Genomic DNA, 24,377 nt, shown 5'->3' with positions numbered 1-24,377 from the left:
CGTAGTTCACGGGAATTCGACATCTGGTAGCTCCGATCGTCCATGGGAGTGGTGTGAGGTAATTCGAACACAACTGGGACAGCCCCGCAGCGCAAAACAACAACCCCCCTACCCTCCCCACCATGAGCATGGACACGCGACGCTCCGGCCAGTGGTACATCCCCGGCTCCGACGACGCCAACGCGCAACACGCCGCTACCTTCACACTCACCCGCGAGTTCAACGCGCTCGTCAACACCGACCCAGCGAAAGGAACAGACCTGCTCTCCCGCATGTTCTCACCCACCTCAGCCAAGCCCCAGATCTGGGCGCCCCTACACCTCGAGTACGGCGTGAACACCACCTTCGGCGACGGCTGTTTCATGAACTTCAATTACGTCATCCTCGACATCGCCGCCATCACCATCGGCGCGAACACCATCTTCGGGTGTTTAGAAGATCGAAATGGTAGCGGTGTGGTGAGTTCGTGGTAGCGCTTGAGTGGGGATCCGGTAGCGGGTCCCTGCTCAGGCGCTTTGTGTGTTACTGGTTAGCTTCCAGTCTCATGTTTGGTCCTTCGAGGGTGATGATTTCGGCGCCGGCGATGAGTCGGTTGAGGATGGACTCGGCGATGACAGCGTCCGGGATAGATCTGTACCAATCTTGCGGGGTGAACTGTGAGGTCACGATCGTTGATCGGTTGCTTTCTCGTTCGGAGAGAATGTTGAAGAGCAGGTGCGCGGTGGCGGCATCGACTGGGGTGGTGAGGAAGTCGTCGAGGACTAACACATCGACGTTGATCAACTCGCGGGTGAGTTTGAGCCGGGCTGGGTCGTCAAGCGGCATCACTGCATCTTGGTGCCTGCCCAATCCACCTGCATGGTGTGCCCCGGAGTGTGGGTGATGCGTGCGGTCAAACCGGCCGCATCGACATGGGACGCCACCAACTGGCGAAACCGGTCGTAGCTGTAATGGAGCTGGCCGGGTAAAGCAGGTGTGGTGGTGTAGCGCGCCCACAGCACTTGCAGTGTCTGCTTGTCACGCCCCGTGCGGGCTTTGACCACCGCATCGAAATCGATCGGGACGAATTCGCCCTGGCCGGTGCTGCGCCCATCTACGAATAACTCGCCGAGCTCATCATCCGTCAGCACCAACACCTGGTCGACGGTGCGAATCCCGAGGGATCGAAGCACCTGGTTCGACCGGGAAATCGCGCGGTGCGAGCACCCGAGCTGTTGTTCAATCTGGCGGTACGAACGCTGCTGCACAAGCAGCTTCATCACCGCCCGGTAATCCGTCATCAGCGGACTCCTTCCGGTAACCGGCTACACCCCTGTGGTGCAACCACCGAAAGCATCACCCGCCACCGCCAACCCCGCTACCGGAAACCCACTAAACCGCTACCCGAAAGTCACCACACCGCTACCAAATAGCCGGTCGCAACAGTACACGTACTCCACACCCGACTGCGGATGCACCCACGTCCGATCCGCCACCGACAACTCCGCACCGTCCTTCAACTTCGCATCAGCCTTCACAATCTCCTTAGGCACCTTCCGACCATTCGCATCAAACCGATCCTCCTGGTCATAGCGCCGCATCACCGGAAACTGCGTCCGATAAATCATGCACAACTCATCCGCCGTCACACCCAACGACAACGCCACAATCGCATCAATCTCCACCTGCGCAGCACGCCGCTCCTCATCCTTACGCAAAGGCGTATCGACGTCCCAAGGTTCCCCCACGACCTCCTCCGACACCACTTGCTCTTTGCAGACCAAGTTTTTCCCTACCATTTTGCGTCAATCACTCGTGGAGAGAACCCTGCCGGAGGCGTGACTGAGAATCCGAGCTCCTCCAGCGACTTTGCCGCGGCTTCCGGGTAGTCCCTTGCTGCAGCGGCCGTTTGCTTAAACAACCATTCTTGCCGCCGTCGCAGCAAGGCCGGCTCCCAGCCCGGTTTGCCTCGAAACCCGCACTCAGCGATAACGGAGTAAAGGAATTCTTCGAGCGACGGGCGAAACCGTCTGCCACCCACCGGTAAGTGCAGTTCTTCCAGCCGTCCTTTCTTCCTCGGGTTTCCAGACTTCCCCTGGAAGTTTTGCATTAGAGCCGGGCTCAGCAATCCAGTGACTCCCGAGTAATGAATGTGGGCGCATGGAGCGCTGGTGTACCCCCGTTCGTATTCAAACCGTATGCCTGGGGACGTAGCTACCCGCAGCTCGAATTTGCTTCTTTCCACGGCGAGGAACGTGCCGGTGGAATCGGAAGTTAATTCGTAACGGACGATGACGCGGAATAGCTGGCTGTAGTCTTGGCTATCAACTTGGCTTTCGAGCTGACCGGCACCGTGGATAACCGGGGCATCAAATTCACCGACAACGATGTTCGTATCGGCGTTAAGCCACGCCTCTGTTTCGATATCCCCTTCAGATGCGAGTGGGAGAGCATCTATAAGCGTGTTTCTCACCTCATCGAGAAACAGCCCAGCCTCGTCACGCAGATTCAAGTTGTCCCTCACCCAGCAGCATCAATACGACGCTTAAATCGTCGTACAAGGCCCGCTCGGAGTTATCTAGCATGCCCGAGTGGGCGAGCGCACGTAGTTCTTCAATGCTCGCAGAGGGCTGGCGTGTAGACCTGCGGAGAGCAGCGAGATAGTCTCGCTTCTTCTCCCAGAGTTCCTTGTTGTTGGTGGTCTTAATTTCTATCGCCATGTCAATCACCTCAGCTCGCTGGGTTATCGTTCTAGTCCCGAATAATAACCAACAGCGCGCAAACACTGATCTCGACGAGACAGATGCGCTCGTGCTTCTCTCCCTAGTGGGCGTTTAACCCACCCCTCAAACCGCGCTTACGTGCTCCTTCCAGCCCCCGCTTCTGGCCGCTCCACTAACCATCTGTACTGCCTCGATACGATGTAGCTCAAAGACCACCCACCCCCCCAGGACACCCCAATGGCCCTCCCAAACATCCTCCCCAGCAACAACGCGACCTCCGACACCCAGCATCTCGCTGTTTTCGGTGAGAGCGGCAGCGGCAAAACGGTGCTCTTGTCGTCGTTCTACGGCCATATGACCGAGCCCAGCACCATCGCCAGCAGTGCCTATCGCATCACTGCAAAGGACGCGTCACAGCACGGCTCCCTTCGGCAGGTCTACCTCGGCATGCGAGATCTGAACCGAACGCCTCCGGCGAACCGGTTCAAGAAGAATTCTTTCGAGTTTGAGGTCTCCGTAAACCAGCCCATCGATCCGAAGGCGAAGAAGGCTCCAACGCCGAAACAGGTATCGCTCGTGTGGCACGATTACCCGGGGGAGTGGTTGGAGGAAACACCCGGTACTCCGGAGGAGAAGCGGCGCCAGAAGGACACTATCGCAACGCTCATGGGCTCCGACGTCGCACTTTTGCTTATCGACGCCTCACGGCTCACCACCGACCCCGACACCCAGGCCCGATATCTCAAATCCGTCCTCGGTAACTACCGCGAGTCGATCCAGAGGATGCGCACAGACCTGGTTCCTGATGGAAAGCTCTTGGTGGACTTCCCACGCATCTGGGTAATCACCCTCTCAAAGGCCGATCTGCTCCCGGACCTCACCGCATCGCAGTTTGCCGACCTTGTCACCCTCCACGCCGCCGACGAAGTCAATCAGCTCCGTTCAGATATCGGGCAGCTGGTTATGGGTGGTGCAGTGGCGCTCGGGGAGGACTTTTTTCGGCTCTCTTCTGCGCAGTTCAGTCCGGACCGCATCGACACCGATACGACTATCGGTCTCGACACCATCGTGCCGCTTACGCTGCTACTTCCGATCAACCATTTCGCACGCTGGGAAGAACGCAAAATCTTGCCCGCCCGCAAAGCACATCAGACGTTGGTGAAGTTCACGGAACTTACCGGCAAGCACAAGCTTGGTCCAAAGGCCCTAGCTGGAAAGGCACTTGCGAACCCGCTGCTGAAAAAGTTTCCGGGCATGAAGCACATAAATAGCATCGCTAAATTAGCCGCATTCCTCAGCGCTGCGGCACTACTCGGATCGGATCAATTGAAGCGCCTCGAAGAGAACGCGAAGGCGAAACATGAGTACCTTCAGGCAGCACTTCTGAATTTCGAAGCCACGCTCGCTCAGGCAGAAGAACAAGGCGTCTTGGTCAGGAGGCGGGCGTGAGATTCATCTGGGCGACCCGGGGCAGGGACTGGGGTTTCACGTTCCTTCGAGACGGAGGCCTTACCGACCCCCTGCCCACATACGAAGCAGCGTTCGAAGGCGCGAACCCGACGCTGACTGCCGTTCGTTTCGAGGACCCCGAAGGTCGCACTGACCGAGCCGGACGAGTCATCGAGCACGATTTCGTGTTCTTCGACGCCCCGAAAACCCCCTCCGCGGAAGACGTGTGGCCGCTCGTTGCCGACGAGTTCGCCCGCAAGTACTAGATTCCCGAGGCCTGTCTCAACGTTTTCCCGATAAGCAGCCAGCTTGTTCAGAGGTAGAATGCATCTGTCATATAGGTCCGCTTCCCAGCTAAAGGAGACGAAATGAGGCGCTACTCCGTGGCATCTCTCGCCGCAATCACCGCACTCTCTCTAGTGGCCATGCCTGCCAACGCCTCCGAGAAACGTTCTAGCGATATCAGCGGAAACCAGGGAATTGGATACGCCTACGATGAGTACTACGAGGCGAGGCCTTGGGTTCGAAACCTCATGAAGGGCACGGCAACGGAGCAGCGCGAGAAGCTGGCCCCATATGCTTCGTCTTTCCAGCAGGACTGGGCAAAGGACCGTGCCCCCGGCACCACGGCTGACATTCTGATCGGCACCGGTGTGGTGGCACTCATCCTCGTCGCTCTTGGTGGTGCTGCTGTATCACAAGGCGCAGTCCAACTGCCGCTCTAGTGCAAGATTGAACTCGCCTCTAGATAGCTACATGAAGATTACGTAAACATCGCTACTTGAGAGAAAGGTCAGCTATGGGCAGGATGCCTGAGGACTTCGATCCACATGGCACCTGCCCCTGTGGATCCGGAAAACCATATTCGACCTGTTGCGCCCTCAAAAACTTTTCGTACGAATATAACGCGAATGGGGAACTAGTTCGTGTCCTGACAGTCGATGAAGAAATGCTCGACGCACTCGGCGGCGTTAGTCAAGCGTTTGAGGATCTATACGGGAGACGGCTAGAGAAAAGTGAGACGCTATTTGGGCACGTCACGGATCCGACCGATTCGGTGTACAGTATGGCACGTCACCTCATCAGGGCCGGTCTAGACGAGTCATACGCGTATGCGTTTACAAGGACGGATGGTTTAATCGTAACGGAATTCAACGTCGACAGTATTCCGGACTCCGACCTGGACGCGTTCACGGAGCACGTTGATTTGTATAAAGAAACGCTCAATGGAAGCGCTGAAAATGGCAACCTGGATGCACTTGCCTTCGTCTCCAAGGGCAATGCATACCTACGGGACGTTACGGAATTTGCCTCGTCGCAAATCAACATGGTCGTCACAGACTTCCTGTCAAGACACCTTCCAGTCGAATATGTTCAGCCCCGCCTGTCGCCTTCTCGCTTTAGCGGCGCAAATTTCAAGCTAAAAACGCCCTTAGATTACGCACTCTTTTCTGCGCTGAGGTTTAAGAAAACTGCAAAATCTATCGATTTGCTTTCCCAAGCGGGTCATCCTGAAAGCGTATATGCCCTGGCTAGGAGCTTCTACGAGAATACTCTTTTCCTGGACCGAATCGTGTCTGATGAGTCCTTCTTTTGGAAAAGTATCGCGCCCAAGTCAAATGAAGAGGACTATAGTTTCGGGCAATACCCAGATGGTCGAACGAATTTCAACCATGTGGTTCACCGTGTCACCGGGGAACGCATATCGGTTGTGCTGCGGGTATCCGACTTAGCCTTAGCAGACTCGGCACCTAGCTATGTTAAAGAATTATATTCACTCTTCTACGTCGTAGCTTGTCAATACGCCCATGTCGACGTCCTGAGTGCGCCTCTCCTCTTTGACGATCCCGATCCGTTCGATCAACTCGATCCATCCCTCATAGCCATGGTCGTCTCAACGGCGCTGGCGGGTGACTTTATTCGAGCAATCGCGGGTGTGTCAGAGGTCCAGCCTCAGTTCTCGATCGACGTGAAAACTTTCCTTTTGAACCTCCGGGAACAGCTCGCACCGGCGATCAACCTCTGCAGATTGGACCTCGACCATCCCAATCCGATAATGGAGGCGTTGGCCCAAATGATCGAACGGTGGGACTAAGCAACTTGGCTCAGTACAAGACTCTTAATGCCGCGACGCAATCTCTTTAGTGAGCAGCGTACACTCCCAAATACTCATATCGCTTGAAGTGTGCGGCCGCCAACCGAGCTACAGGCAGCCCATAGCACCCGTTCCCGACGGTTGGGCTGCTCTCTTCGAACGTGCTCACTCCCGCGCCACCCCCTCAAACCGCGCATACGCCTCCCGCATATCCGCCTCCCGGTCCAGCTGCCGAAACAGGTACTCGTAGACGTACTCCACACCCGACTGAGGATGCGTCCACGTCCGATCCGCCACCGACAACTCCGCACCATCCTTCAACTTCGCGTCCGCCTTGACAATCTCCTTCCGCACCTTCCGACCATTCACATCAAACCAATCCTCCTGGTCATAACGACACATCACCGGAAACTGCGTCCGGTAAATCATGCACAACTCATCCGCCGTCACACCCAACGACAACGCCACAATCGCATCAATCTCCACCTGCGCAGCCCGACGCTCCTCATCCTTTCGCAAAGGCTTATCGACGCCCCAGGGTTCCCCACAACCTTCTGCTATCCCGCAGCCCAGAGGTCGAGAGATCGCCAATCCGATGGGAACCTCACTGCACTCTCGAAGCTTAGTTTTGGCCTCCCTGGGAAGCCATCAAACACTTCAACGGCTCGGCTATTCCAAACGTTGAGCGAGTCTATGATGCGCCCCGACGCCCCGGGCTCTCACGCGCGCCGAACCGGCTGGAGCACTGCTCGGCGCCAGCGCAAACGATACAGATCCCGGTAATCTTCTGGTTGTCTAATCCGCTGTTGAAGCTCGCTGCGCCTCCAACAGCGCTTCCCGCAACTGTTCATCCACCGCGTAGATGAACATACCCCGGGTGCCGCGGGTCATCAGCACATTGAGCTCGTTCTGCAGCATCTCTTCTCCAAACGACTCACGCGAGCCGTCTGCGAGTACGCGATTCTGCACAGCCTTCTTGTGGGCAGACTCGGACGGGTCGAACACCACGCGACCATTCCGATACTTCACTGAGGGTCCGAGAATCACGCCTGCGTAGTTCAGATCGAAACCTTGAATTGTGTAGGTGGATCCAATCTCGCCGATCGTGGATGGCGTTTCCGACCAGGCCTTGCGGTAGGCGATGCGACGCTCGTTGCGTTCTTCTCGTAACTGCAGGTTCCACGGCCGGCGCAGACTGCCGGTCTCGTGCTCCACGTTGACGTACCACCAACCGTCGGGGTCGTTCTCGTTCTTCTTCGCAGCGCTATACGGCCAGTCGTAGGTGGCGATCAAGCGGGACAGGTTGTTCTCAACTGCCGAGTCCTTCTCCCGGATCGCAGCATCCAAAGCATGAGGGCTATCAAAGATGCGTAGGTCGTAACCCTGCGAATCCGCGTGCACTGGCAGAATCACGCCCTTGTCCACGAACGTGCGAATCCACTTGATCGTCTCCCGGTCCGCGTTCAGACGCATCTGGTTGGTCAATCGAATCGCCGGCTGAGCCATGCGGTCGGCGAAGTAGTCCTCGACGGGAACCTCCCAGTGCTGCGGGGTTTCCAGAGTCTGCTTCGGGTCGTACACCGCCACGACGACCTTGGCGCGGTCCAGAATCGCCTCGATTTGCGGTTGATCGTGAAAGTAGCCGAGCGCTTTCTGAGTGAGCAGGAGGTGCGCCTCGTCGATAAGCACGACATCCGCGGGGTCGTCGGGAGAGAAGCGGTTAATGAACTGGGTGGGGCTGTACACGCGCTCCCGGTCGCCACCTTTACGTGAGTCGGGGATGCCCGCCTTCTTAATGATCTCCTTGTACACCGCCAGCTGCCCACCATCGTTCTTGTGGCCCGAGACGAGGTACCCGTCGATGCCGGTGCCGTCCAGGTCGAGCCCTGCAGCTAGAGCACGGAAGCGCTCGTCCTCATCTTCCACGCCCATCATGATGCCGTTGAAAATGCTGCTGATCAGTACGGTCTTGCCGGACCCTGCCTCACCGGAGACCAAGATCAGCTTATGGTCCAACACATCGTCACCCACGCCGCCTTCCAACGCGTTGTTCACGGCTTCGAAGATCTGATTCTGCGCGGTGAGCTGCTCCTCGTTGAGCTTCTGAAATGGCGATGCCTTGAAGATCGCGGAGGAGGTGATCGCTTCCTTGGACTCAAAAAGCTCTGGCTCGACCCGGTGGAGTTCCTCCCAAACTTCATCGAACAACTGGTCCAGATGCTCGTAGGTGAAGTAGTCGCGCTGCTCATTCGTGCGCCGGTTGTTGCGGCGCTCCACTGACTTGCACGATTCCAGGTAATGCAGGAACCGGTTCTCCACGTCGAGAGTGAGAGACTTGTTGAAGTACGGGTGGCCGATTACATACATCTCCACGTCCTCCGCCTCACTGAACTCCCTCCAATCAGGCCGCGTCTTGATGTCCTGGAAAAGATGCTGGCGGGTGCGCTTCTGAATGTCGTTGGTCTCGCCGACGTACACCTTGTACCGGTACCCGTGCTCATACTCCCGGCGGCTGCGGACCACGTACACGGTGGGAAAGTTCAACTGGTGGGTGATCCAATCTGCGCGCTCGTCTTCGGCGCGCTCGCCGTAGGCCGTCTCTAAGCTCACTGCGAATTGGTCGTCGTACCGGACTCGTTGGATATATGGCTTGGGAAAAGCGTCCACGGGGCATGCCTCATCTGCGTTACGCGGGGTGAGGACATGTCCGGCGGGGAAGTCCGTTGGGCCCGAAGGGGGTCGGATCAGTTCAACAGGGTGCGCAGCGCCTCGCGGGTCTGAGCATCCGGTGAATACAAGATGGTACCGATCATCCCCCGCGTCAGCAGCACTTTGTACACATGGCGCACCAACAGGTCGAAGTCTTCGTCCGGCACCGTCTTCGGGTTGCGGAAGTGCGGGTCTTTGTTCGCTGATCGAACGGTTTCAAAACGCCCGTCGCGCCACACCAGATCGGGACCGATGATCACGCCCGACCAGTCGAACTCGAAACCCTGGGCGGTATACACGCATCCGACCTGGTCGAAGCCGCCATCCTGCGTCGCCCACAACGCGGACGGGGGAGCGGTACCGACACGGCGGTCCTCCTTGTTGTTCCACGGCCGGGCCCAGTCGCCGATCACCACGTCGTCGACCAGGCTCTCCCGTTTGGCATCCGACCACTTCCAGCAGTACCCGGCAGCGATGCGGGCGGTGTAACCGTTGTTGTTGCGCTCGCGCAGGCGCCGTTCGAGTTCCCACGGGGAATCGACCACCTCGACCACAAACGGGTCGTCTTCGGGCAGCGCAGCTTCGAACGGAACGCCGTCGTTAAGCCCGAGAATCTGCTCCACCCACTCCACGTACGCGGCGGATCCGCCGCACCGGAATTGCTCGTCCAGTTCGATGCGTACAACCTCGTGCCCCTGCGCACGCGCAAAGGCCTCGATGTCGCGCACCGTGCCCAGCTCGCCTTTGCGTACCACCTGGTGGTCGTCGAGCAGGAACACCGGGACGCGGGCGGCGGAGATGAGCTCGTCGATCTGCAGGCGGTCGCTGCGGTCCGCGGCCTTGGTGAACCGGTTGTTGGACGTCTGGCGGATGCGGTGCGCTTCATCCGCGATAAGCACGTCGATCTCGTCCGGCATTGCCTTGGTGAACGAGTTGAAGTACTTGAACAGGCTTTGCGTGTCCCTGCTCCGGTGCCCCGCAACTTTGCGCATGGTCTGCGTGAACGACCTCGATCCCGTCGCGTGCAGGACGGCCTTGCCCTCCCTGGCCAGCTCGCCCAGCGCAGAGAGTGCGATTGCGGACTTGCCGCTACCCGGGCCGCCGGACACCGCAATGACCCGTTTCGTCGTCCCGGCTCGCTCCACCTCATGCCGGATCAAGTCCACCGCCAGCTGCTGTTTACCCAGCAAGACGAACTGTTCACGATCGCGCACCTCGTCAGCGGCGACTTGCATCAACTTGGTCGACGGCCGCACGCTCGACGACAGCAGCACCTCCGCGGTGCCTGCGCCGCCGAGCCTCTCCCGCAAATAGGAGCGCAATGCTTCTCGACGCCCTCCGGTAAACACCGGCGCATCCCCACCCTCGAGAATCCCGGCCACGCCTTCGTCGTTTTGCGCACCATGCAGGTATGCCACCGCGCCCACCCATTCTTCGTGGTCATGCAGATTGACCAGATAGTTGGTGAGGTATCGCCGGTAACCGTCCACCTGACGGGCCGGGTGGAGCACCGGTTCTGGGAGGCCCGTCACAGAGACGAGCGCGTCGTCCCCCTCAAAGGGTTCGGCTGAGGTCCACTGCTTCAACTCCACGACGACGAAGGACGGGTTCCCGGTTGCCGGGTGAGTACCTGCCAAGATGACGTCTGCACGCTGCGACGTGAGCGGAAGCGCGTACTCCAGCAGAACATCTACCGCATCCAACCCAGCCGCAGCCAGATCCTCCGCAAGCGCCGGCAAGCTGTTGCGCCACGAGCGTTGCTCTGATTCCCCGACGGCGGTCTGGTAGTCGCTCATGTACTGCTGCAGCATTGTTTCCACCAGCGAATCGGGATCGCGTGCGACCCGCATGAGCTCCCGAGCGTTCAGGCGCAAGCCCGCCATGACAGCCTCCGTGCACGACAAATCGTGCGACATGGAGGCCTATCTGACCAGCGGGAAAGAAGCCTGTCGGGGTCGCGATTACTTAAGTGAGGGTATCAGTATCTAAGTCGTCAAAGTTCGCTTCTACAAACGATGGGACTTCAGCAGTGCGTCATTGCAACTACACGCTGACCCTGAGTTCCCGAATAAACTCGAGAGTGTTGATGCAAGGTACTTTGAACGCAGCCGCTGCATCAGGAATCTTTACCTTTTTCTTTCCATCCGGCGCTGGTACCTCGTTGGTAACTAAGGTCGCCCCGTGACGATGTGCAGACGCTACGATCCAATGGTCCGCGGTGTCGAGGAATCCGTCGATAGCGGCATCGGTATAAACGGGTTTTCGTTTGTTCACCACCCAGTCGCTGACGGCACCATAAGCAAGTAGCTCATCGTCATCCGGGCTGAGAACCTGAGATGGCTGCAAAAACTTCAGATACCAATTCAGCGCGGGATGGGCCCACTTCTTCATTTCATTGTGAACCTCCACATGGAAATAGATTTCAGGGGAGAAGAGGCTCGTCTCCAGCTCCGTCCACAGCGATGGAAAAACGTCCTGCGGATACACGGACACCATTTGCCCCAGAAAATTTGTATCTACGAGGTACACGGATCACACCGCTTTCCCGTGCTGTACCGCTGCGAGCTTGGAGAGCGAGGCATAACTGCTGGCACCGAGGTAGCGTGCCGCATCTCTTTCCGTAATCTGCCCATGGCTCCAAGCGTGAGTGACCGTGTCGAAGAAACGGCCGCCGACGCGCGAGCGTACCAATACGTGAAACGGAGGAGCGCCACCGCTTTCGCACTGATCTGTTGGCCCTGCTTTGAGCAACCCCACCACGTTCGCAGCCTCTTCGCGCGAGGTGAAGCCCAGCTCAACTAGCCGCCAGAGCATCGCTTCCCGGCTTAGACCGAACCGTTGCGAAAGCCGAGTAACTGAATCCAGCAAGTCTGCGTCAGTGTAGAGACGTTCCACTGCCTCCGCCGGAGCAATCAACGCAGCCGCAAACCTGTTGCACCAACGTTCAACTTCCGCATGCTCAGAATGGTCAGAGATACCGGTTCGACCTAGTACAACGTGGCCCAGTTCGTGAGCCAAGCTGAACAACTGGGCAGTCTTGGCGTCCGCGGTGTTTACGAACACCAAAACGTAACCACCGTCTTCGATTGTGAAGCCCCGGAACTCGCCGACGCTGAGTCTCCTCGAAGTGGTGTTTCCGACAATCGAGTTTCTCGCCACGAGGATTCCATCATCCTCCATGGCCGCAGCGAGCTCGGCTACTTTGTCGCTTCCCGGGAGTGGTTTTCCTCGCTCAATACCCAGATGCTCCCTGGTTCGTTCCGCTGCTTCAGCTGGATCATTCCCAACCGTGGCCGAGGCATACATTGCCGGCGGGGCGATACCCTCCTCTGCCGCGAAATCGGCGTACCAAGCGAGCCGGTTCTGGCTCGCACGGATAGTCTCCCGCAAATCGGCACTCACGTTGCCCATCGCCCGGTTTCCGACGGTCCGAAAGTCCGTCACACCCACTCTTTCGCCCGTCGGCTCATCCAGCAGCAGTCGGCCAAACGGAATGCGGGCAAGCTTGGCCAATTTCCTGGCCTGGGGCAATGTTGGCCGGCTTTCACCCGAGCGCCACTGTGGAAGCTTCGGAAACCGCTTCTCCAACTCGGCTTCTGGCAGGCCAGTGCTATCCAGTGCCCACGCGAGCATGTGGGGCTGGATATTGACCCTGACTGTGCTCATGGCAGGGAGTTTAACCTAGCCGCCGATATCCCCACACCGCAGCAAACTCCGGCATCGCCAGCGCCCACTCCAACGACACGCGCTCCTGCTCCAAACGCTTCGCACCGGAGGCGACCAGGAACCGGCGGGCGCGTTCCTCATCATCGGTGAGGTGGGGGAGCACCCGAGTCGTATCTCCTGGGTCGGCTACAGCGAGATGCAGGAAACGTTGCACCGTTTCCACATCCATCGCCACGCTGACAATCGGAACGGAAGCGCCGTCGGCAGCCAAACGCGACCGCAGCGCGTTCAAGATCGCGAAGCCGTCCGCGTCCGCGTCGCCCCAGTACAGCACCTGGTGTGCGCCGCGCACCCACGGCAGCTCCGGCAGCGCTCCAGCGGTGTAGCCGGAGCCCCACACCAGCACTGCGCCTGAGCCCTCGGGAGCCTGGGGCAGCGCCAGGAACGTCTCTTTGTTCTCCACCACGACCACCGTCAGGCCGTCCGGCAACGCCAACGACCCGAAGGGCACTGCCACATCCACCAACCCCTCAGCGGGAGCGAGCGTGCCATCCAGGAACCGCACCCGCATCAGCCGGTCGCCCTCGGCCAAGCCAAGGTCAGACACTCCAAGCAAGCGTTGCAATAGCCCCCGGTGCGCGGCGATCCACTTCGTGTCCAGGCCTTCGATGGGCACGGCCCGGGCGCGCAAACCCGAAGAAGGTTTCACGTGAAACCATCGTAGAGCGAGGCACAGGCGGGTGAAGTCCTCCTCTTCCAACGCGAGCCACGACGACCAAGAGCGCGCCGCCCGCTCCCGAAAGCCCGGCCAGCCCGGAAACAGCCCAATCAACACCGCAAACCGCTCCCGGGCCAGCGCCACCTCCGAGACGCGGTCAGCCACCTCCGCAATGCGGTCCCACCCAGAAAGCGTCACGCGCACGGGCACGTCCTGTTTACCCAGGCCCGCCCAAGACCGAGTAGCCCACTCCACCTCCTCAGCTGGTTTCCACGCTTGCCAGGCGCGGACAAATTCCCGGGCACCGGCCTCGTCGGCGAGCACCCGCGCGCGTGTTGGCGGATGCAATGGCACGGAGAGGACCGTAGGTTCGTCGAGAAGCAAAAGCTCCATGTTGAGCTTCACAGGCAACTGATTAGGAAGGCGCATGGGTATCCACGAGCTCAAAGGTGGAACGGGCGACTGGGTCCTCGGTGTAGTGGACCACGATGGTGCCGTCCACGTAGGGGGACAGCGTCTTGATCAGCTTCATCGGCGTGGCCAGGACCATGTGGAAGCCAAAGCTTTCAAACACGTCCATAGCGGTGCGGGTAAACACGGGGTCCGCGCGATCGAAGGCCTCGTCGAGCACCACGGTGGCGTAGCGGGGAACGTCCGCGTCCACGCCTGCCAGGCGGTAGCGCAACGCCGCAGCCAGACAGAAGAACACAAGCTTTTGCGCCTGGCCGCCGGACAACGACGCGGAATCCACATGGGTGTTGTGCACCGTGCCCTCGGCATCCACCTCGTTGCCCACGAACTTCACGTGGCGGCGGGTGTCCAGCACCACGTTGCGCCAACTCCGATCAGCGCGCTCGGAGGAGCCGAGACGGTCCATGATCTTGGCTAGACGGTGATACCGCTCGATGGCGGTTTTCTCGTCTGCCTCGCTCAGGCTGCCGGCGGTCGCTTCCCGCAGGTCTTGGAGGAAGTCGCGCACAACGCGGTCGCGGTTATCGCGGACCTCAATCTGCAGGAAGCGTCCCTCGGTATACGGGGAGCGGCGCAGCGATGCGTTGATGGGCGCAAGATTCGTCTCAATGTCGCCTCTCGCGCGCTGCAGCTCCGTGGAGATTTTGCTCAGGTGCATCACGGACTGCCCGTTGAGTAGATCCAGGAAGCGGCCGCGGAACTCCGGCAGACGGTCCGAGCGCAGCATCTCCAAGCGCGCAATAGCCTCTCCGGCGAACTCGGCGGAGGCCTGCAGGTCTGCGGACTCTGCGGACCACTGGGACTTGTAGTTGGACAAGATGTTCACGATGGCGTTGCTGGATTCGGTCACCGTCTTTCCCGCCTGCTTGGTCTGCGCATCCAGTTCCGCGGTGACTTTGAAGGCGCTGTCACTCAAATTCTCCGGTGTCAGACGGCGCGTGGTGGCCGCCAGCATCACCTCCAGTTTCTCCGCCAACTCCGGATCCACCTCCACCTGCGCGGCCTCGCTTTGCTTCAGACGCGCCTGGTCATCCTGCACAGCTCGCCTGGCCACCGCGAGCTCGTCGCGCACGCCCTGTAACTCCTGCTCAGTCGCTTTCAACGTTTCGGCCGCCTCACGCCAGGCCCGCTCCAACTCCTTGGCTTCGGGGGAGGAAGTGAGCCGCTCAAGCTCGGCGCGCAGACCCGCCAACTGCTCCTCCGTACTCGCAGAATCCACGCTGGCCCACTCCAGGGCGTCAATCTTTTTCGCCTTGTCCACGTCACTGGCCAGCACCTGCTGTCTGCGCCGGACCTCTGCCAGGCGGTGCCGCGCCGCCGTCGTCGAGCTTTTCGCCTCCGCCAGTTCCGCCCGCAACAATTCCACCTTGGCGTTGTTGGAGGAGCCGAGGCGGTAGTTACGCCGCTCGCCCAGGCGGAGACGGTCATTCTTGACGTACCTGTTGGAGCCGGTTTTATCTGCCGGGTTGCGCTCCAAACCATCGATAGTGGCTGCGCGCTGGCCCTGACGTTCCAGCTCGTCCACGGTACGTACCAGTGCGTAGTCGAAGGTGCCAGCCAGCATGCGCATCAGCCACGGGCGCATCGGATGTTCCACTACGCGCACCTTGTAAAACAAGCTGAGCGGGTTACTGGGGCCGCGCGGCGCATTCGTGCCCTCGGGCACGGTGCGGTACTCCAGCCGCATGCTCAGGTGACGGCCGTTTACCCAGCTGCTCACCTCGTGCTCCCGCTCCGCCGGCACCAGCAGTGTTGCCGCGAACCCACCGAGCAATCGCTGGATCACCGGTTCCCACTCGGCCTGCTCCGGCAGCACGTCAATAAGCTCACCCACGTACGGCAGCTCGCGCACCGTAAGCCCCGTATCCGCGCATAGCTGCGCACGCACGTCCACGTAGCGCTGGTCGATGTTGGAGGAGCGTTTGCCTAACGACGCCAACTCCGCCTCCACCGCCGCCTCCGCGCGAGCAAGCTCGTCCTGCTCACTCCGCGCCTCAAACCACGCTTCGCGCAGACGCTCTTCCTGTTCCGGCGCAGCAGCCAGCTCGGCTGAAGCCTGGGCTTTCAGTTCCGAGAAACGCTCGGCGTCCAACGCCCCGTCCAGCTGCACTATGTCCGCCAGTTCGCGCACTTTCCCAATCCGCTTGGCGAGCTCTTGCTCCTCGCGAGCGATGGAACGTTCAATTTCGCCCAAGCTCTGCCCCGCAACCTGCTCCCGTTGCGCGCTGGCTCTCCGCTCCGCCTCCTGCTGCACCTCTTTGCGGGCATCGAGGGATTGCGCCTTCACATCCAACGCGGCGAGCTGGGCGGAGCTGACGTCGATACGCTCGCGCAGCTGCTTCGCTTCGATCGCGCGCCGCACGTGTGGCAGGGCCGCGGAAAGCGCGGCGGTGTTCTCCTGCGTCGCCTGCGCGTTCTTGAGCTTCGAGTGCAAACCAGGCAGAGGAGCCAGCGTCTCAATCTGCTCGTGCACATCCTCGAGTCGCTCGTACGCCTGGCGCAGGTCCTCGTGCGTGGCCACGGCGTCCTCGGCAACCTGGAACGTGCGCGGCGTGTCCAGCATGTAGTTGCGGAACAGCTCGTCCATGCTGCCCAGGGATTTTGCGGATTGAGTGCGGTGCAGCAGCATTTGTGCTTCCTCGCTGCCGATGCCCAGCTTCGAGCGGAAGCGGTTGGCAAACACGGAGTACTGCTCCGTGAACGTCACGCCAGAATTTGCGGTCTTGTACTTTGCCTCTAGCTTCCGTTTGTCCAGCGAGTTCTGCAACAACGGCACGAACCCGTCAACATCAACCTCGCTGGGGAAAATGCCATAGAGCGCTTTCACCTGTGCTTCCTGTTGTTGGCCCGCGTTGAGCCGGTAAACCGCGGCAAGTGTCACCACCTCTGTGCCGGCGCGGTAGGTCAACGCGACAATGCTGGCGGTCGCGCCCGGGCGCAAGTACTGGCTGCGGATCTCACCGGTCGCCGGGTCCTCGCTACGGCGCCACGCGCCGCGGATGTAGGACACGCGGCTGCGCCCCTTGTCGCGGCTCGTCTCCTGCTGGGCGGCCGCGTTGAAGCGCAGTTTGCCAGGTGGGACTAGGACGGCGGAGAACGCGTCGATCAGCGTGGACTTGCCCGATCCGGACGCGCCGGTGACCAAGAACCCGCGCGTGCCCACAGGGATGTCGTAGTAGCCGTCGAACGTGCCCCAGTTCACCAACTGGACGCGCGCGAGACGAAACTGCTCCGTCATTGCTCCTCTCCTTCTTCCTGCCGCGCCAAGCGCAGATACTCTTCACGCAGCGCATGCACTGTGTCTGCGTCGAAAATGTGGCGCAGCACAGGCGAAACCTCCCAGCGCCCCTCAGTCTCCGTGTCCGTGAGAAGGCTGTATTTGCGGATCGTGTTCACGGCCGCATTAAACCGTTTCTTGAACCCGGATTCGTCTCGGTTGTCCACCGCGCGGACGTAACTGATGGCGTTGTACAGCTCGTCGTCGCCCACGATCACTCGCTCGCCCGGTGCAGACATACCCAACTCATGTCGCAGTTGCAGCAAGATCGCGGTTTGAAGGTGCGTGAGCGCTTCGGTGCGTAGCACCGGCGGCGCCTGCACCTCGTCGTTGTCCGGGCGAACGTGGCGCGTGAACGCGATACCTGCATCCTCGTCCACCACCAGCTCCAAGAACACGTCATGCAGCCGCGAACGAAGCGCCTCGGTGTCCGTGGTGATGGCGTGCCAGGTGTCCTTCTTCCGGTCCGCAGTAATGAGTGGCCCTTTGAGAAGATCCACTAAGGCGCGCCGGGTTTCTTCAGACAAGGTACCTGTGTCGCCTGTCCACAGCGGTTCCGTCATTGCATGTCCTCTACTGCCGCGTCATCGAAATACCAGCGGGGGATCGCTGCTAAGCGGATACTTCCGTCTTCTTCCTCGAAGCGGACCTTTTCGTGGCCTTCCTGCCGCAGCCCATGCCGCAGCGCGAGATACACAAGACCCACCACAGATCCCAGGCCTTGAGTGGCCGGGTGGCGCTCGAGCACTTCGCCTATCGACGCACCTCCGGTCCCTTCGACCGTCTCCTTCACCGCCGCCATGAGTTCCTCCAAGTCGATTTCGCTTTCACGTACCGCCTGGTAGAGCGCGTCGGGGTCGCCCTCTCCGGGTTCAAAGGCTTCTACGGTGCTGGTGATGACCTCCGCACCCGGATCCGCGAGTTTTATTTGCGATACCGACGTAATCTGCATGCCGATGCGCTGCAGCGGGGTCTTCATCTTGTGGGTTGCGGCCAGCTCCTCGCGTTCCGCGGCATCGGCCGCGAGCTTGCGTGTGTCGCGCAGCAGCTCGATCATGCGGCGGTCTTCGGCGAACTGCTCGCTAGCGACGTAGTTGCGAAGATTTCGGGCGAGGCGCATCATCATACGGTTGACCTCGTATCCGGCATCCTCCATGTCACGGAACAACGTGCGAAACTTCGCCCGCTCTTCCGGCGACATCGTCTCCTCATCCGTCCGTTCAAGAACTTGGCCGATCCATGTGTCTAGCCAGGCGCCACGCTCCGGATCGACCACCAGCGAGTAAAACCCGTTGAAGCTGCGACCAGCATCAGATTCTCCGATCAGGTCTACGCCGGCGAAGATTTCATCGAGCACATCACCCCGGGAACCATCCGGATCCAAAAGTTGGCGGCGGAGCTGTGAATTCAGCATTTCTAGCTCGTGCCTCACGCGGGCGAAGTCGCCGGGGATCGCACTGGCTTGACCAAGGATGTCACCCACCCGCTCACGCACGGCAGCGGGGGAGGGCAGCTCGAACTCGCCACGCTCCACCTGCGCCATCTCCGCATCAATACGCCTGCGTTCGGCTTCGAGATGTCGCAGGCGCGAGTCTATGTCTGGGTCCGTGTCGCGCGCGAGCGCCTGCAATGCATTGCTTATCGACGCTACCCGGCTCGCCGTCACTGCCGACCTCGGCGCACTTACACTGTCCATCATCTGCAGTGCAGTAAGCGCTTGTTCGCTCGGCTCGAGAGTCTCACCCGTTGTCTTGGTGCCGGACTTGCGCACGAGCCAGCCCGCTTTCACCCACTCGTTGCAGTACGCCTGGGGTGTCCGTGGAAGCTCGAACGTGTCTCTCAGGACTGCAAAATCTTCGGCCATGAGCTGGTATAGCTGCTCCGCCGGTCGAGCCTCCGCACCGCGCGGGAAATGTTCCGCCAACACGGCCAGCAGGACAGGCGCGTGATCGGCGTGCAGCAGCCGGATGGCCGCTGACTGCTCCTTCTGACGCTTATACGTCAGCGCACGAGCCTGGATACTCATGCCGGCTATCATCCCATAACCCCGTCTCACCTGCACCGAGCCAGCGCCCCGGCTACGCCTAGACACATCTCCACTCATGGTCTATATTCGTTGTTGCGAACCCTTTCGCCCACGGTCCATCCCCCCCCCGAGACCGGTAGAGCACTCACCCACCCCCCCATTTAGAGTGCGAGCAGGCGAAAGGGTTCCACCTTTTCAGCGTGTGGGGCACCGAGCAAAAAGATGACCCGCCACCTCGTGTTCTAGGTGGCGGGTCCGCTTCGAATTTCTCCGCTTTCAAGTATAAACACGGATTGATTAAAGGAAAGTTTTAGAGGCTTTTGTGTCCTATTTCACACTTGCAGTGTGTAACGCCAATTAGAAGCTGGAGCTGCCGCCGCCCGCGCTGAACCCCGAGGAGGACACACTACTCGATGATGAGGACGCCTGCGCCGCCTGCTCCGCCTGCACGTTGGACTCGTGCCACGTGTGCATGTGCGCGTAGGGGACGTACCCGCCGTACCAGAAACCCGAGTCGTACACCGCTGGAGCCTCCAGCTTTTCGCGCTCTTTCACATCGCTGAACTGCTTCTTCTTCACCTGGTCCAGGATCACCCGGTAGTCCTCCAGCACGCGCACGAAGTCGTCCAGGTAGGTGGGGGAGCTCGGATCCGCGTCGAGGTTTTCAATGCGCTGCATGAGCAAGTCCAGCTCCCTGCGCAGCCCCTCATCCTTCACGTCGCCGCGGGCACGCAACACGTCTGCGCGGATCGTGCTCAGATCCGCCCGGCGCGTGGCGGGGTCGCCGTGTTCCACGCCGAAGAGGCGGTCGATGTTGTCCTCTGCGTTGGAGACGTGGTCCACGGATTCCGCCGCGTCTGCGAGCTGCTTGCGGTGCTTGTACACGTCCTTATCGTCGTCCATGTTGATCGCGCTTAACCCCTGCGCGCCGTGCACCAGCTCGTTCATGCCCAGGAACCGGTCGCGCACCTCCACCCACTGGCGCCGCAGCGTCTCGTCCGCGAACGCCGACGACAGCGAGTTCGCCCGCACGTCCACCTCGTCCAAACGCCCTGCCAGGCGGGTGTACTCGCTGGTCACCAGCTCGTAGTCTTCGCGCGCCTTGGCAATTGCTTTACGACGAGCGCTCCGCACCGCCACCACAACCGACCCGAGACCCGCCGCGGCGCCCCCTCCGCCGAGGCCCAGCACGAGGGTCGCGCCCATCCGCTCGCTCTCTGCGTTACTGACCTGCCTGTCGGCGAGCGTGTCAGCACTCATGGCGAGGTTCGCCGTGCGGAACAGGCCCGATGGGATGTTGCCCTCTTCCACGCCGGGTTTCATTGCATCGAGGAGGGATTCGCGGTACGAGACGTCGTTAAGCATCAGCTCGTCGGAGACGTCATCGCCGCCGTAGATGAACGCCTGGCGCGGATCCAGGCCTACGCCCACGATGAGTACCCCATCGGCCGGGCGCCCGTTCTCGCCCTTGGACTGGTCGATGAGGTCGGGGTACTGCGAGCGCAGGAGCTCCTCTACGTCGTCGAGGATGTTCTCGTGGTTGGTCTTGAACACCATGTAATGGAAGTCCGTGACCACCTCTGGCGCATCAATGTTGGCGGTGTCACGAACGAGTCGGTCGCGGTCGGCGGGGGAGAGGACACTCTGTGGGTCGTCGATAGTCGCGCTCGGTGCACCAACGGTTTGAAGGGCAATCTGGTCGCGCTGCGGGACGTCCACAGTGTTGTAGCCGACGGCCGCACCGCCAAGGCCCACGAGGGCGGATGTTCCGACAACAGCTGCGATCTCATTCATCGATGGCATACCACCCAGAGTAACCCCGTGTAACGCTCTGTCGCGCGGCGCCGATAACCTTGCTACACGTGTCAGATTCCTGGCAGGTGATTCTGAGAGAACGAGGAGATTGCCATGAAGCGCATCGCCACCGCTGCAGTTGCAGCAACCCTGTCCCTGTCCGCCGTCGCCGCCCCGGCTTTCGCAGCTGACGCTCCGGCCACCGGCACCACCGCTACCAAGGAGGCCCAGGGCTCCTCCGCCACCAAGCAGGACTCCACGAAGACCGAGAAGACCGGCTCCTCCGAGCTCTACAACCAGTGCAAGACCCGCGAGGAGGCCAAGACCGAGGCTGAGAAGAAGGCTGAGGCAACCAAGGCTGGCGAGAAGGAGAACACCGGTTCTTCCTCCGCCACCGGCACCTGCATCCAGGAGCTCATCGACAACCCGGACACCAAGGGCGGCATCCTCGCCCTCCTCATCGGTGTCCCGGTTGCGCTCGTGGCCCTGCTCGGCGTTGCCGCTGCGGCTTCCGGCATGATCCCGGGCGTTCAGCTCCCGGCTCTGCCGTTCTAATTCGGCTCACCTGAGCTACTTTCGGCCCGCTCCGTTCTCGGGGCGGGCCGTTTTCGTGTTCTCAAGCTAGAAAAGCTCCCGCACGGCCCGGGTGATCACCACGACACCCGGATCGATTTGTTCGTGCAGCTGCCTATCCACGTCCTCCGGAGCACTCGACGTCAGCACCCATCCCGCCCACGCCTCTTTGCCGGGGGAGAAGTGGCCGTCGCCTTTGCCGATGATGTTCAGCGTGGCATCGCGCACCCACAGCGGGCCCACTAGCGCGGCGTGCTCGGTCCCCTCGAGCGGTGCCACGCAGGGCTGGTAGGCCACGACGTTGAGGTCGGCCACCGTGGCGTCGAAAAGCTGCTGCGCCGCCAGCATGTGCTCTGGCATGCCGAGGTACACGATGGTGGTGAGGGAGAGTTCGCCGATTGGCTCGTCCCGAAGCGTCAGCTGGTCCAACCCCCCGAGGGAGGCCGGGAAGCGGGTGGGCTCGGTGTGATCCTCGAAGAAGAAGCGCTCGATGGCGTTGTCGCGGTTAGTCGTGGAGAAGTCCACGAGCGCGTTGAGCTCGTAGAGCTGCATCGAATCCGGTGCCGGCAGGTTGTCGTAGGCGGCCTGGCAACGCAGGTCCCAGAGGGTGAAGTCGTCCTTGATGGGGTGGGGGTGCGGCGAGATGTTCGCGATGTCGGCGCCGCTGGTGTCGATGCGCTGGCGGTATAGCTCATACGCGTCCTCGAGGTCGTGCTCGTGGGCCACGAAGTGGGTGGTGACGATCTCGAAGGCCATGCGGACGAGGGTAGTCGATTGCGCTGGGCGCAGCGCACCGGTGATGTTTCACGTGAAACACGAAAAAACCGCCCCGGGGGGCGGTTCGGCGCGACAGGGCGACTACTGCACGGCGGTGGAGCCGGAGGCGGGGGCGGCCGAAGGTTCGTCGTTAAGCTGCTGCCCCTTGATCTTGCCCTTGGCGAACTTGTTCACGATGAGCGCGATCGCGCCGTCGCCCGTGACGTTGGCGGCGGTGCCGAAGGAGTCGACCACGATGTAGGACGCGATCATGAGAGAGACCATGGACTCGTCGAAGCCGAGGTTGGACTGCAGCAGGCCCACGGCCGCCATGATGGCGCCGCCCGGAACGCCCGGCGCCGCGATCATCATGATGCCCAGCAGCAGGATGAAACCGACGACCTGGCCGCTGGTGATGTCCAGGCTGGCCATGTAGACGATGGAGAGCGCGTACAGCGTGATCTTCATCATGGAGCCGGAGAGGTGGATGGTGGCGCAGAGCGGGACAACGAAGCCGGCGACCTCTTCTTCCACCTTGTTCTTCAGGGTGGCCTCGTAGGTGACCGGGATGGTGGCGGCCGAGGAGGAGGTGCCCAGCGCGGTGAAGTACGCGGGGAGCATGTTCTTCAGCGCCATGAACGGGTTCACGCCGGCGACCGCGCCCGCGAGCAGGTACTGCAGCAGGATGATCACTACAGTCATCACGATGGACAGCAGCAGCACCACGCCCATGGCCGCCATGGTGTCGCCAAAGTTTTCGTTCATGCCCAGGTTGAGGAAGGTGCCGAAGATATACAGCGGCAGCAGCGGGATCACAAAGGTGGTGACCACCTTGAGCACCATGTTGTTCAGCTCTTCCAACACGGCGTAGAGGTTGTCGGACTTCACCGCCGTCATGGACAAGCCCACCACGAAAGCGAGCAGCAGTGCGGACATCACGGCCAGTGGCGGCGGCATTTCAACGCTGAAGTACGGCGACAGGCCGCCGGCATCCGGGTCGGCAACGTCGGTGATCAGGCTCTTGCCCTGGAGCAGGGTGGGGTAGAGGGCAGAGGCCGTACCCCAGGCGATCAGGCCGGAGATGATGGTGGAGCCGTAGGCCACGCCCGCGGTGACGCCGAGCCACTTGCCGGCGCCGCTCCCCAGACCTGCAATGGCGGGGGCGATGAGCGCGAAGATGAGCACCGGCACGAAGAAGCCGAGGAAGTTGGAGAACAGTCCGTCAAAGGTGACAAAGACGCGGGCCAGCCACGCCGGGAAGAACAGGCTGCAGACGTAGCCGAGGATGATCGCTACTACCACCCAAAAGAGCAGCGAGCGCAAGAGCTTATTTTTCATATGACCACAGTAGCCGGTAAATATGCAGTTCACTGCAATATTGAGCCCTTTTCTTTCGAGTGTGCGGCGGCCGTATGCTGGAGGCCATGAGCCCGTTTGAGAATATGAGCACCCTCAACGTCGTCATCGGCATCATCTTCATACTTCTGACCCTGCTGCTGCTCATCCCCGGGGCGCTTGCCTCTACAGGCAAGCTCCCGGGCAACAAGTGGTTCGGTCTCCACGTGCCCGCAGTGCGCAAGGATCGCGCGATTTGGGACCAGGCGCACAAAGTCGCCGGCCCCTTCTGGGTTCTGGCGGGCGTCGCCCTCGCCTTCGGCGCCGCGTTCTCCTTCATCGCCTCGGGGTGGATGTGGGTTTTCCCCGTCGTGGCGCTGGTGGCTGCAGTGGTTGCGGCCTCCCTCGGCGGCAACTTCGGCGCCCGCGCGGCCGCGGCGGTGGAGCAGGCCCGCGAGCAGCAGGCGGAGGAGCCCAAGCCCGCGGTGAACATCGATGCTTTACGACGAGCCGCCGGCCACGCCGACGACCGGAAGTAGATGCCCGTGACCTGGCAAGAAGCGATCCTGCAGGTGCTCCGCGAGGCGGGGGAGCCGATGGCGTACAAGGACATCTCCGCGCAGATAGTTGCCCGCCGGCTGGTGGACGCGCCGCACGTTAATGCGGACATTGCCACCCACGCCGCCATCACCGGGCTGAAGGTGGACGGCCTGGTGGCGGCAGCACCGCGGGGGCAGTACCGCCTGGCTGAATAAAATCTGCCCTAGATTTTCTGCTCCGCTATAGTTGTCGATTGTGACGTGTTT

Annotated in this window: 24 protein-coding genes and 1 pseudogene; 8 read left to right on the top strand and 17 right to left on the bottom strand. The window is 60.9% G+C overall.

The annotated features are described in order from the left end of the window. Window positions 1–122 precede the first annotated feature (122 nt). Window positions 123–473, top strand: a complete 351-nt coding sequence (locus tag HMA55_RS01395; protein WP_181191296.1) for an LbetaH domain-containing protein — start codon at window positions 123–125, stop codon at window positions 471–473. Window positions 474–522: 49 nt separating this feature from the next. Here HMA55_RS01395 and HMA55_RS01390 read toward each other — a convergent pair whose 3' ends face one another. The 5 genes and pseudogenes from HMA55_RS01390 to HMA55_RS01370 form a co-directional block, all read right to left on the bottom strand. Continuing rightward, window positions 523–825, bottom strand: coding sequence for an ATP-binding protein (locus HMA55_RS01390; RefSeq protein ID WP_181191294.1), 303 nt, complete (start codon window positions 823–825; stop codon window positions 523–525). Beyond that, window positions 825–1,280, bottom strand: coding sequence for a Trp family transcriptional regulator (locus HMA55_RS01385; protein WP_235961570.1), 456 nt, complete (start codon window positions 1,278–1,280; stop codon window positions 825–827). Before HMA55_RS01385 ends, HMA55_RS01390 begins: the two co-directional genes overlap by 1 nt. Before the next feature lie 144 nt (window positions 1,281–1,424). Next, a pseudogene (locus HMA55_RS01380) lies at window positions 1,425–1,736 on the bottom strand (type II restriction endonuclease subunit M); the annotation flags it as partial. 35 nt (window positions 1,737–1,771) lie between these two features. Then, window positions 1,772–2,491, bottom strand: coding sequence for a hypothetical protein (locus HMA55_RS01375; protein ID WP_181191293.1), 720 nt, complete (start codon window positions 2,489–2,491; stop codon window positions 1,772–1,774). Beyond that, window positions 2,478–2,699 carry a hypothetical protein gene (locus HMA55_RS01370; protein ID WP_181191292.1) on the bottom strand — a complete coding sequence of 74 codons (222 nt, stop codon included), beginning with the start codon at window positions 2,697–2,699 and terminating at the stop codon, window positions 2,478–2,480. Before HMA55_RS01370 ends, HMA55_RS01375 begins: the two co-directional genes overlap by 14 nt. Window positions 2,700–2,939: 240 nt before the next feature. Here HMA55_RS01370 and HMA55_RS01365 point away from each other — a divergent pair, with 240 nt between their 5' ends. The 4 genes from HMA55_RS01365 (at window position 2,940) to HMA55_RS01350 (ending at window position 6,246) form a co-directional block, all read left to right on the top strand. After that, a complete protein-coding gene (locus tag HMA55_RS01365; RefSeq protein ID WP_181191291.1) occupies window positions 2,940–4,151 on the top strand; it encodes a TRAFAC clade GTPase domain-containing protein in 1,212 nt (403 codons plus the stop codon). Continuing rightward, window positions 4,148–4,417, top strand: coding sequence for a hypothetical protein (locus tag HMA55_RS01360; RefSeq protein WP_181191290.1), 270 nt, complete (start codon window positions 4,148–4,150; stop codon window positions 4,415–4,417). The genes HMA55_RS01365 and HMA55_RS01360 overlap by 4 nt, the downstream gene beginning before the upstream one ends. A gap of 102 nt (window positions 4,418–4,519) precedes the next feature. After that, window positions 4,520–4,876, top strand: coding sequence for a hypothetical protein (locus HMA55_RS01355; RefSeq protein ID WP_181191289.1), 357 nt, complete (start codon window positions 4,520–4,522; stop codon window positions 4,874–4,876). An 83-nt stretch (window positions 4,877–4,959) separates the two neighbouring features. Further along, a complete protein-coding gene (locus HMA55_RS01350) occupies window positions 4,960–6,246 on the top strand; it encodes an SEC-C metal-binding domain-containing protein (RefSeq protein WP_181191288.1) in 1,287 nt (428 codons plus the stop codon). A 165-nt stretch (window positions 6,247–6,411) separates the two neighbouring features. On the opposite strand, the gene HMA55_RS01345 is transcribed toward HMA55_RS01350, so the two are convergent. The 10 genes from HMA55_RS01345 to HMA55_RS01300 form a co-directional block, all read right to left on the bottom strand. Next, window positions 6,412–6,765 carry a hypothetical protein gene (locus HMA55_RS01345; RefSeq protein ID WP_374680598.1) on the bottom strand — a complete coding sequence of 118 codons (354 nt, stop codon included), beginning with the start codon at window positions 6,763–6,765 and terminating at the stop codon, window positions 6,412–6,414. A 276-nt stretch (window positions 6,766–7,041) separates the two neighbouring features. After that, the gene (locus HMA55_RS01340) at window positions 7,042–8,856 is read right to left on the bottom strand and encodes a DNA/RNA helicase domain-containing protein (RefSeq protein ID WP_181191287.1); all 1,815 of its coding nucleotides are present in this window, start codon (window positions 8,854–8,856) and stop codon (window positions 7,042–7,044) included. A gap of 134 nt (window positions 8,857–8,990) precedes the next feature. Then, entirely contained in the window at window positions 8,991–10,871 is a 1,881-nt protein-coding gene (locus tag HMA55_RS01335) for a DUF2075 domain-containing protein (RefSeq protein WP_328700083.1), read from the bottom strand. Between the two features lie 127 nt (window positions 10,872–10,998). Then, complete coding sequence (locus HMA55_RS01330) at window positions 10,999–11,484, bottom strand: DUF4411 family protein (RefSeq protein WP_181191286.1); 486 nt, start codon at window positions 11,482–11,484, stop codon at window positions 10,999–11,001. Between the two features lie 3 nt (window positions 11,485–11,487). Next, a complete protein-coding gene (locus tag HMA55_RS01325; protein ID WP_181191285.1) occupies window positions 11,488–12,621 on the bottom strand; it encodes an ImmA/IrrE family metallo-endopeptidase in 1,134 nt (377 codons plus the stop codon). A gap of 10 nt (window positions 12,622–12,631) precedes the next feature. Beyond that, on the bottom strand, window positions 12,632–13,744 hold the full coding sequence (locus tag HMA55_RS01320) for a DUF3322 domain-containing protein (protein WP_181191284.1): 1,113 nt from the start codon (window positions 13,742–13,744) through the stop codon (window positions 12,632–12,634). 10 nt (window positions 13,745–13,754) lie between these two features. Beyond that, entirely contained in the window at window positions 13,755–17,048 is a 3,294-nt protein-coding gene (locus HMA55_RS01315) for an ATP-binding protein (protein WP_181191283.1), read from the bottom strand. Beyond that, on the bottom strand, window positions 17,045–17,650 hold the full coding sequence (locus HMA55_RS01310; RefSeq protein ID WP_181191282.1) for a DUF4194 domain-containing protein: 606 nt from the start codon (window positions 17,648–17,650) through the stop codon (window positions 17,045–17,047). The genes HMA55_RS01315 and HMA55_RS01310 overlap by 4 nt, the downstream gene beginning before the upstream one ends. After that, window positions 17,647–19,113, bottom strand: coding sequence for a DUF3375 domain-containing protein (locus HMA55_RS01305; RefSeq protein ID WP_181191281.1), 1,467 nt, complete (start codon window positions 19,111–19,113; stop codon window positions 17,647–17,649). The genes HMA55_RS01310 and HMA55_RS01305 overlap by 4 nt, the downstream gene beginning before the upstream one ends. A 357-nt stretch (window positions 19,114–19,470) precedes the next feature. Continuing rightward, window positions 19,471–20,916 (bottom strand): DUF5129 domain-containing protein, encoded by a 1,446-nt coding sequence (locus HMA55_RS01300; protein WP_181191280.1) that lies wholly within the window; start codon window positions 20,914–20,916, stop codon window positions 19,471–19,473. 105 nt (window positions 20,917–21,021) lie between these two features. On the opposite strand from HMA55_RS01300, the gene HMA55_RS01295 reads away from it, so the two are divergent. Further along, a complete protein-coding gene (locus HMA55_RS01295) occupies window positions 21,022–21,462 on the top strand; it encodes a hypothetical protein (protein WP_181191279.1) in 441 nt (146 codons plus the stop codon). 66 nt (window positions 21,463–21,528) lie between these two features. Here HMA55_RS01295 and HMA55_RS01290 read toward each other — a convergent pair whose 3' ends face one another. Both HMA55_RS01290 and HMA55_RS01285 read right to left on the bottom strand, forming a co-directional pair. Further along, window positions 21,529–22,236, bottom strand: a complete 708-nt coding sequence (locus HMA55_RS01290; protein WP_181191278.1) for a hypothetical protein — start codon at window positions 22,234–22,236, stop codon at window positions 21,529–21,531. Window positions 22,237–22,338: 102 nt separating this feature from the next. Continuing rightward, complete coding sequence (locus HMA55_RS01285) at window positions 22,339–23,574, bottom strand: dicarboxylate/amino acid:cation symporter (RefSeq protein WP_181191277.1); 1,236 nt, start codon at window positions 23,572–23,574, stop codon at window positions 22,339–22,341. An 86-nt stretch (window positions 23,575–23,660) separates the two neighbouring features. Here HMA55_RS01285 and HMA55_RS01280 point away from each other — a divergent pair, with 86 nt between their 5' ends. Together HMA55_RS01280 and HMA55_RS01275 are read left to right on the top strand one after the other, a co-directional pair. Next, window positions 23,661–24,110 carry an SdpI family protein gene (locus HMA55_RS01280; RefSeq protein ID WP_235961568.1) on the top strand — a complete coding sequence of 150 codons (450 nt, stop codon included), beginning with the start codon at window positions 23,661–23,663 and terminating at the stop codon, window positions 24,108–24,110. 6 nt (window positions 24,111–24,116) lie between these two features. Continuing rightward, complete coding sequence (locus tag HMA55_RS01275; protein WP_181191276.1) at window positions 24,117–24,326, top strand: HTH domain-containing protein; 210 nt, start codon at window positions 24,117–24,119, stop codon at window positions 24,324–24,326. Window positions 24,327–24,377: the final 51 nt, after the last annotated feature.

Origin of the sequence: Corynebacterium wankanglinii (assembly GCF_013601005.1) — a bacterium.
Lineage (GTDB): Bacteria > Actinomycetota > Actinomycetes > Mycobacteriales > Mycobacteriaceae > Corynebacterium > Corynebacterium wankanglinii.
This window is presented reverse-complemented; position numbering and strand designations above follow the sequence as displayed.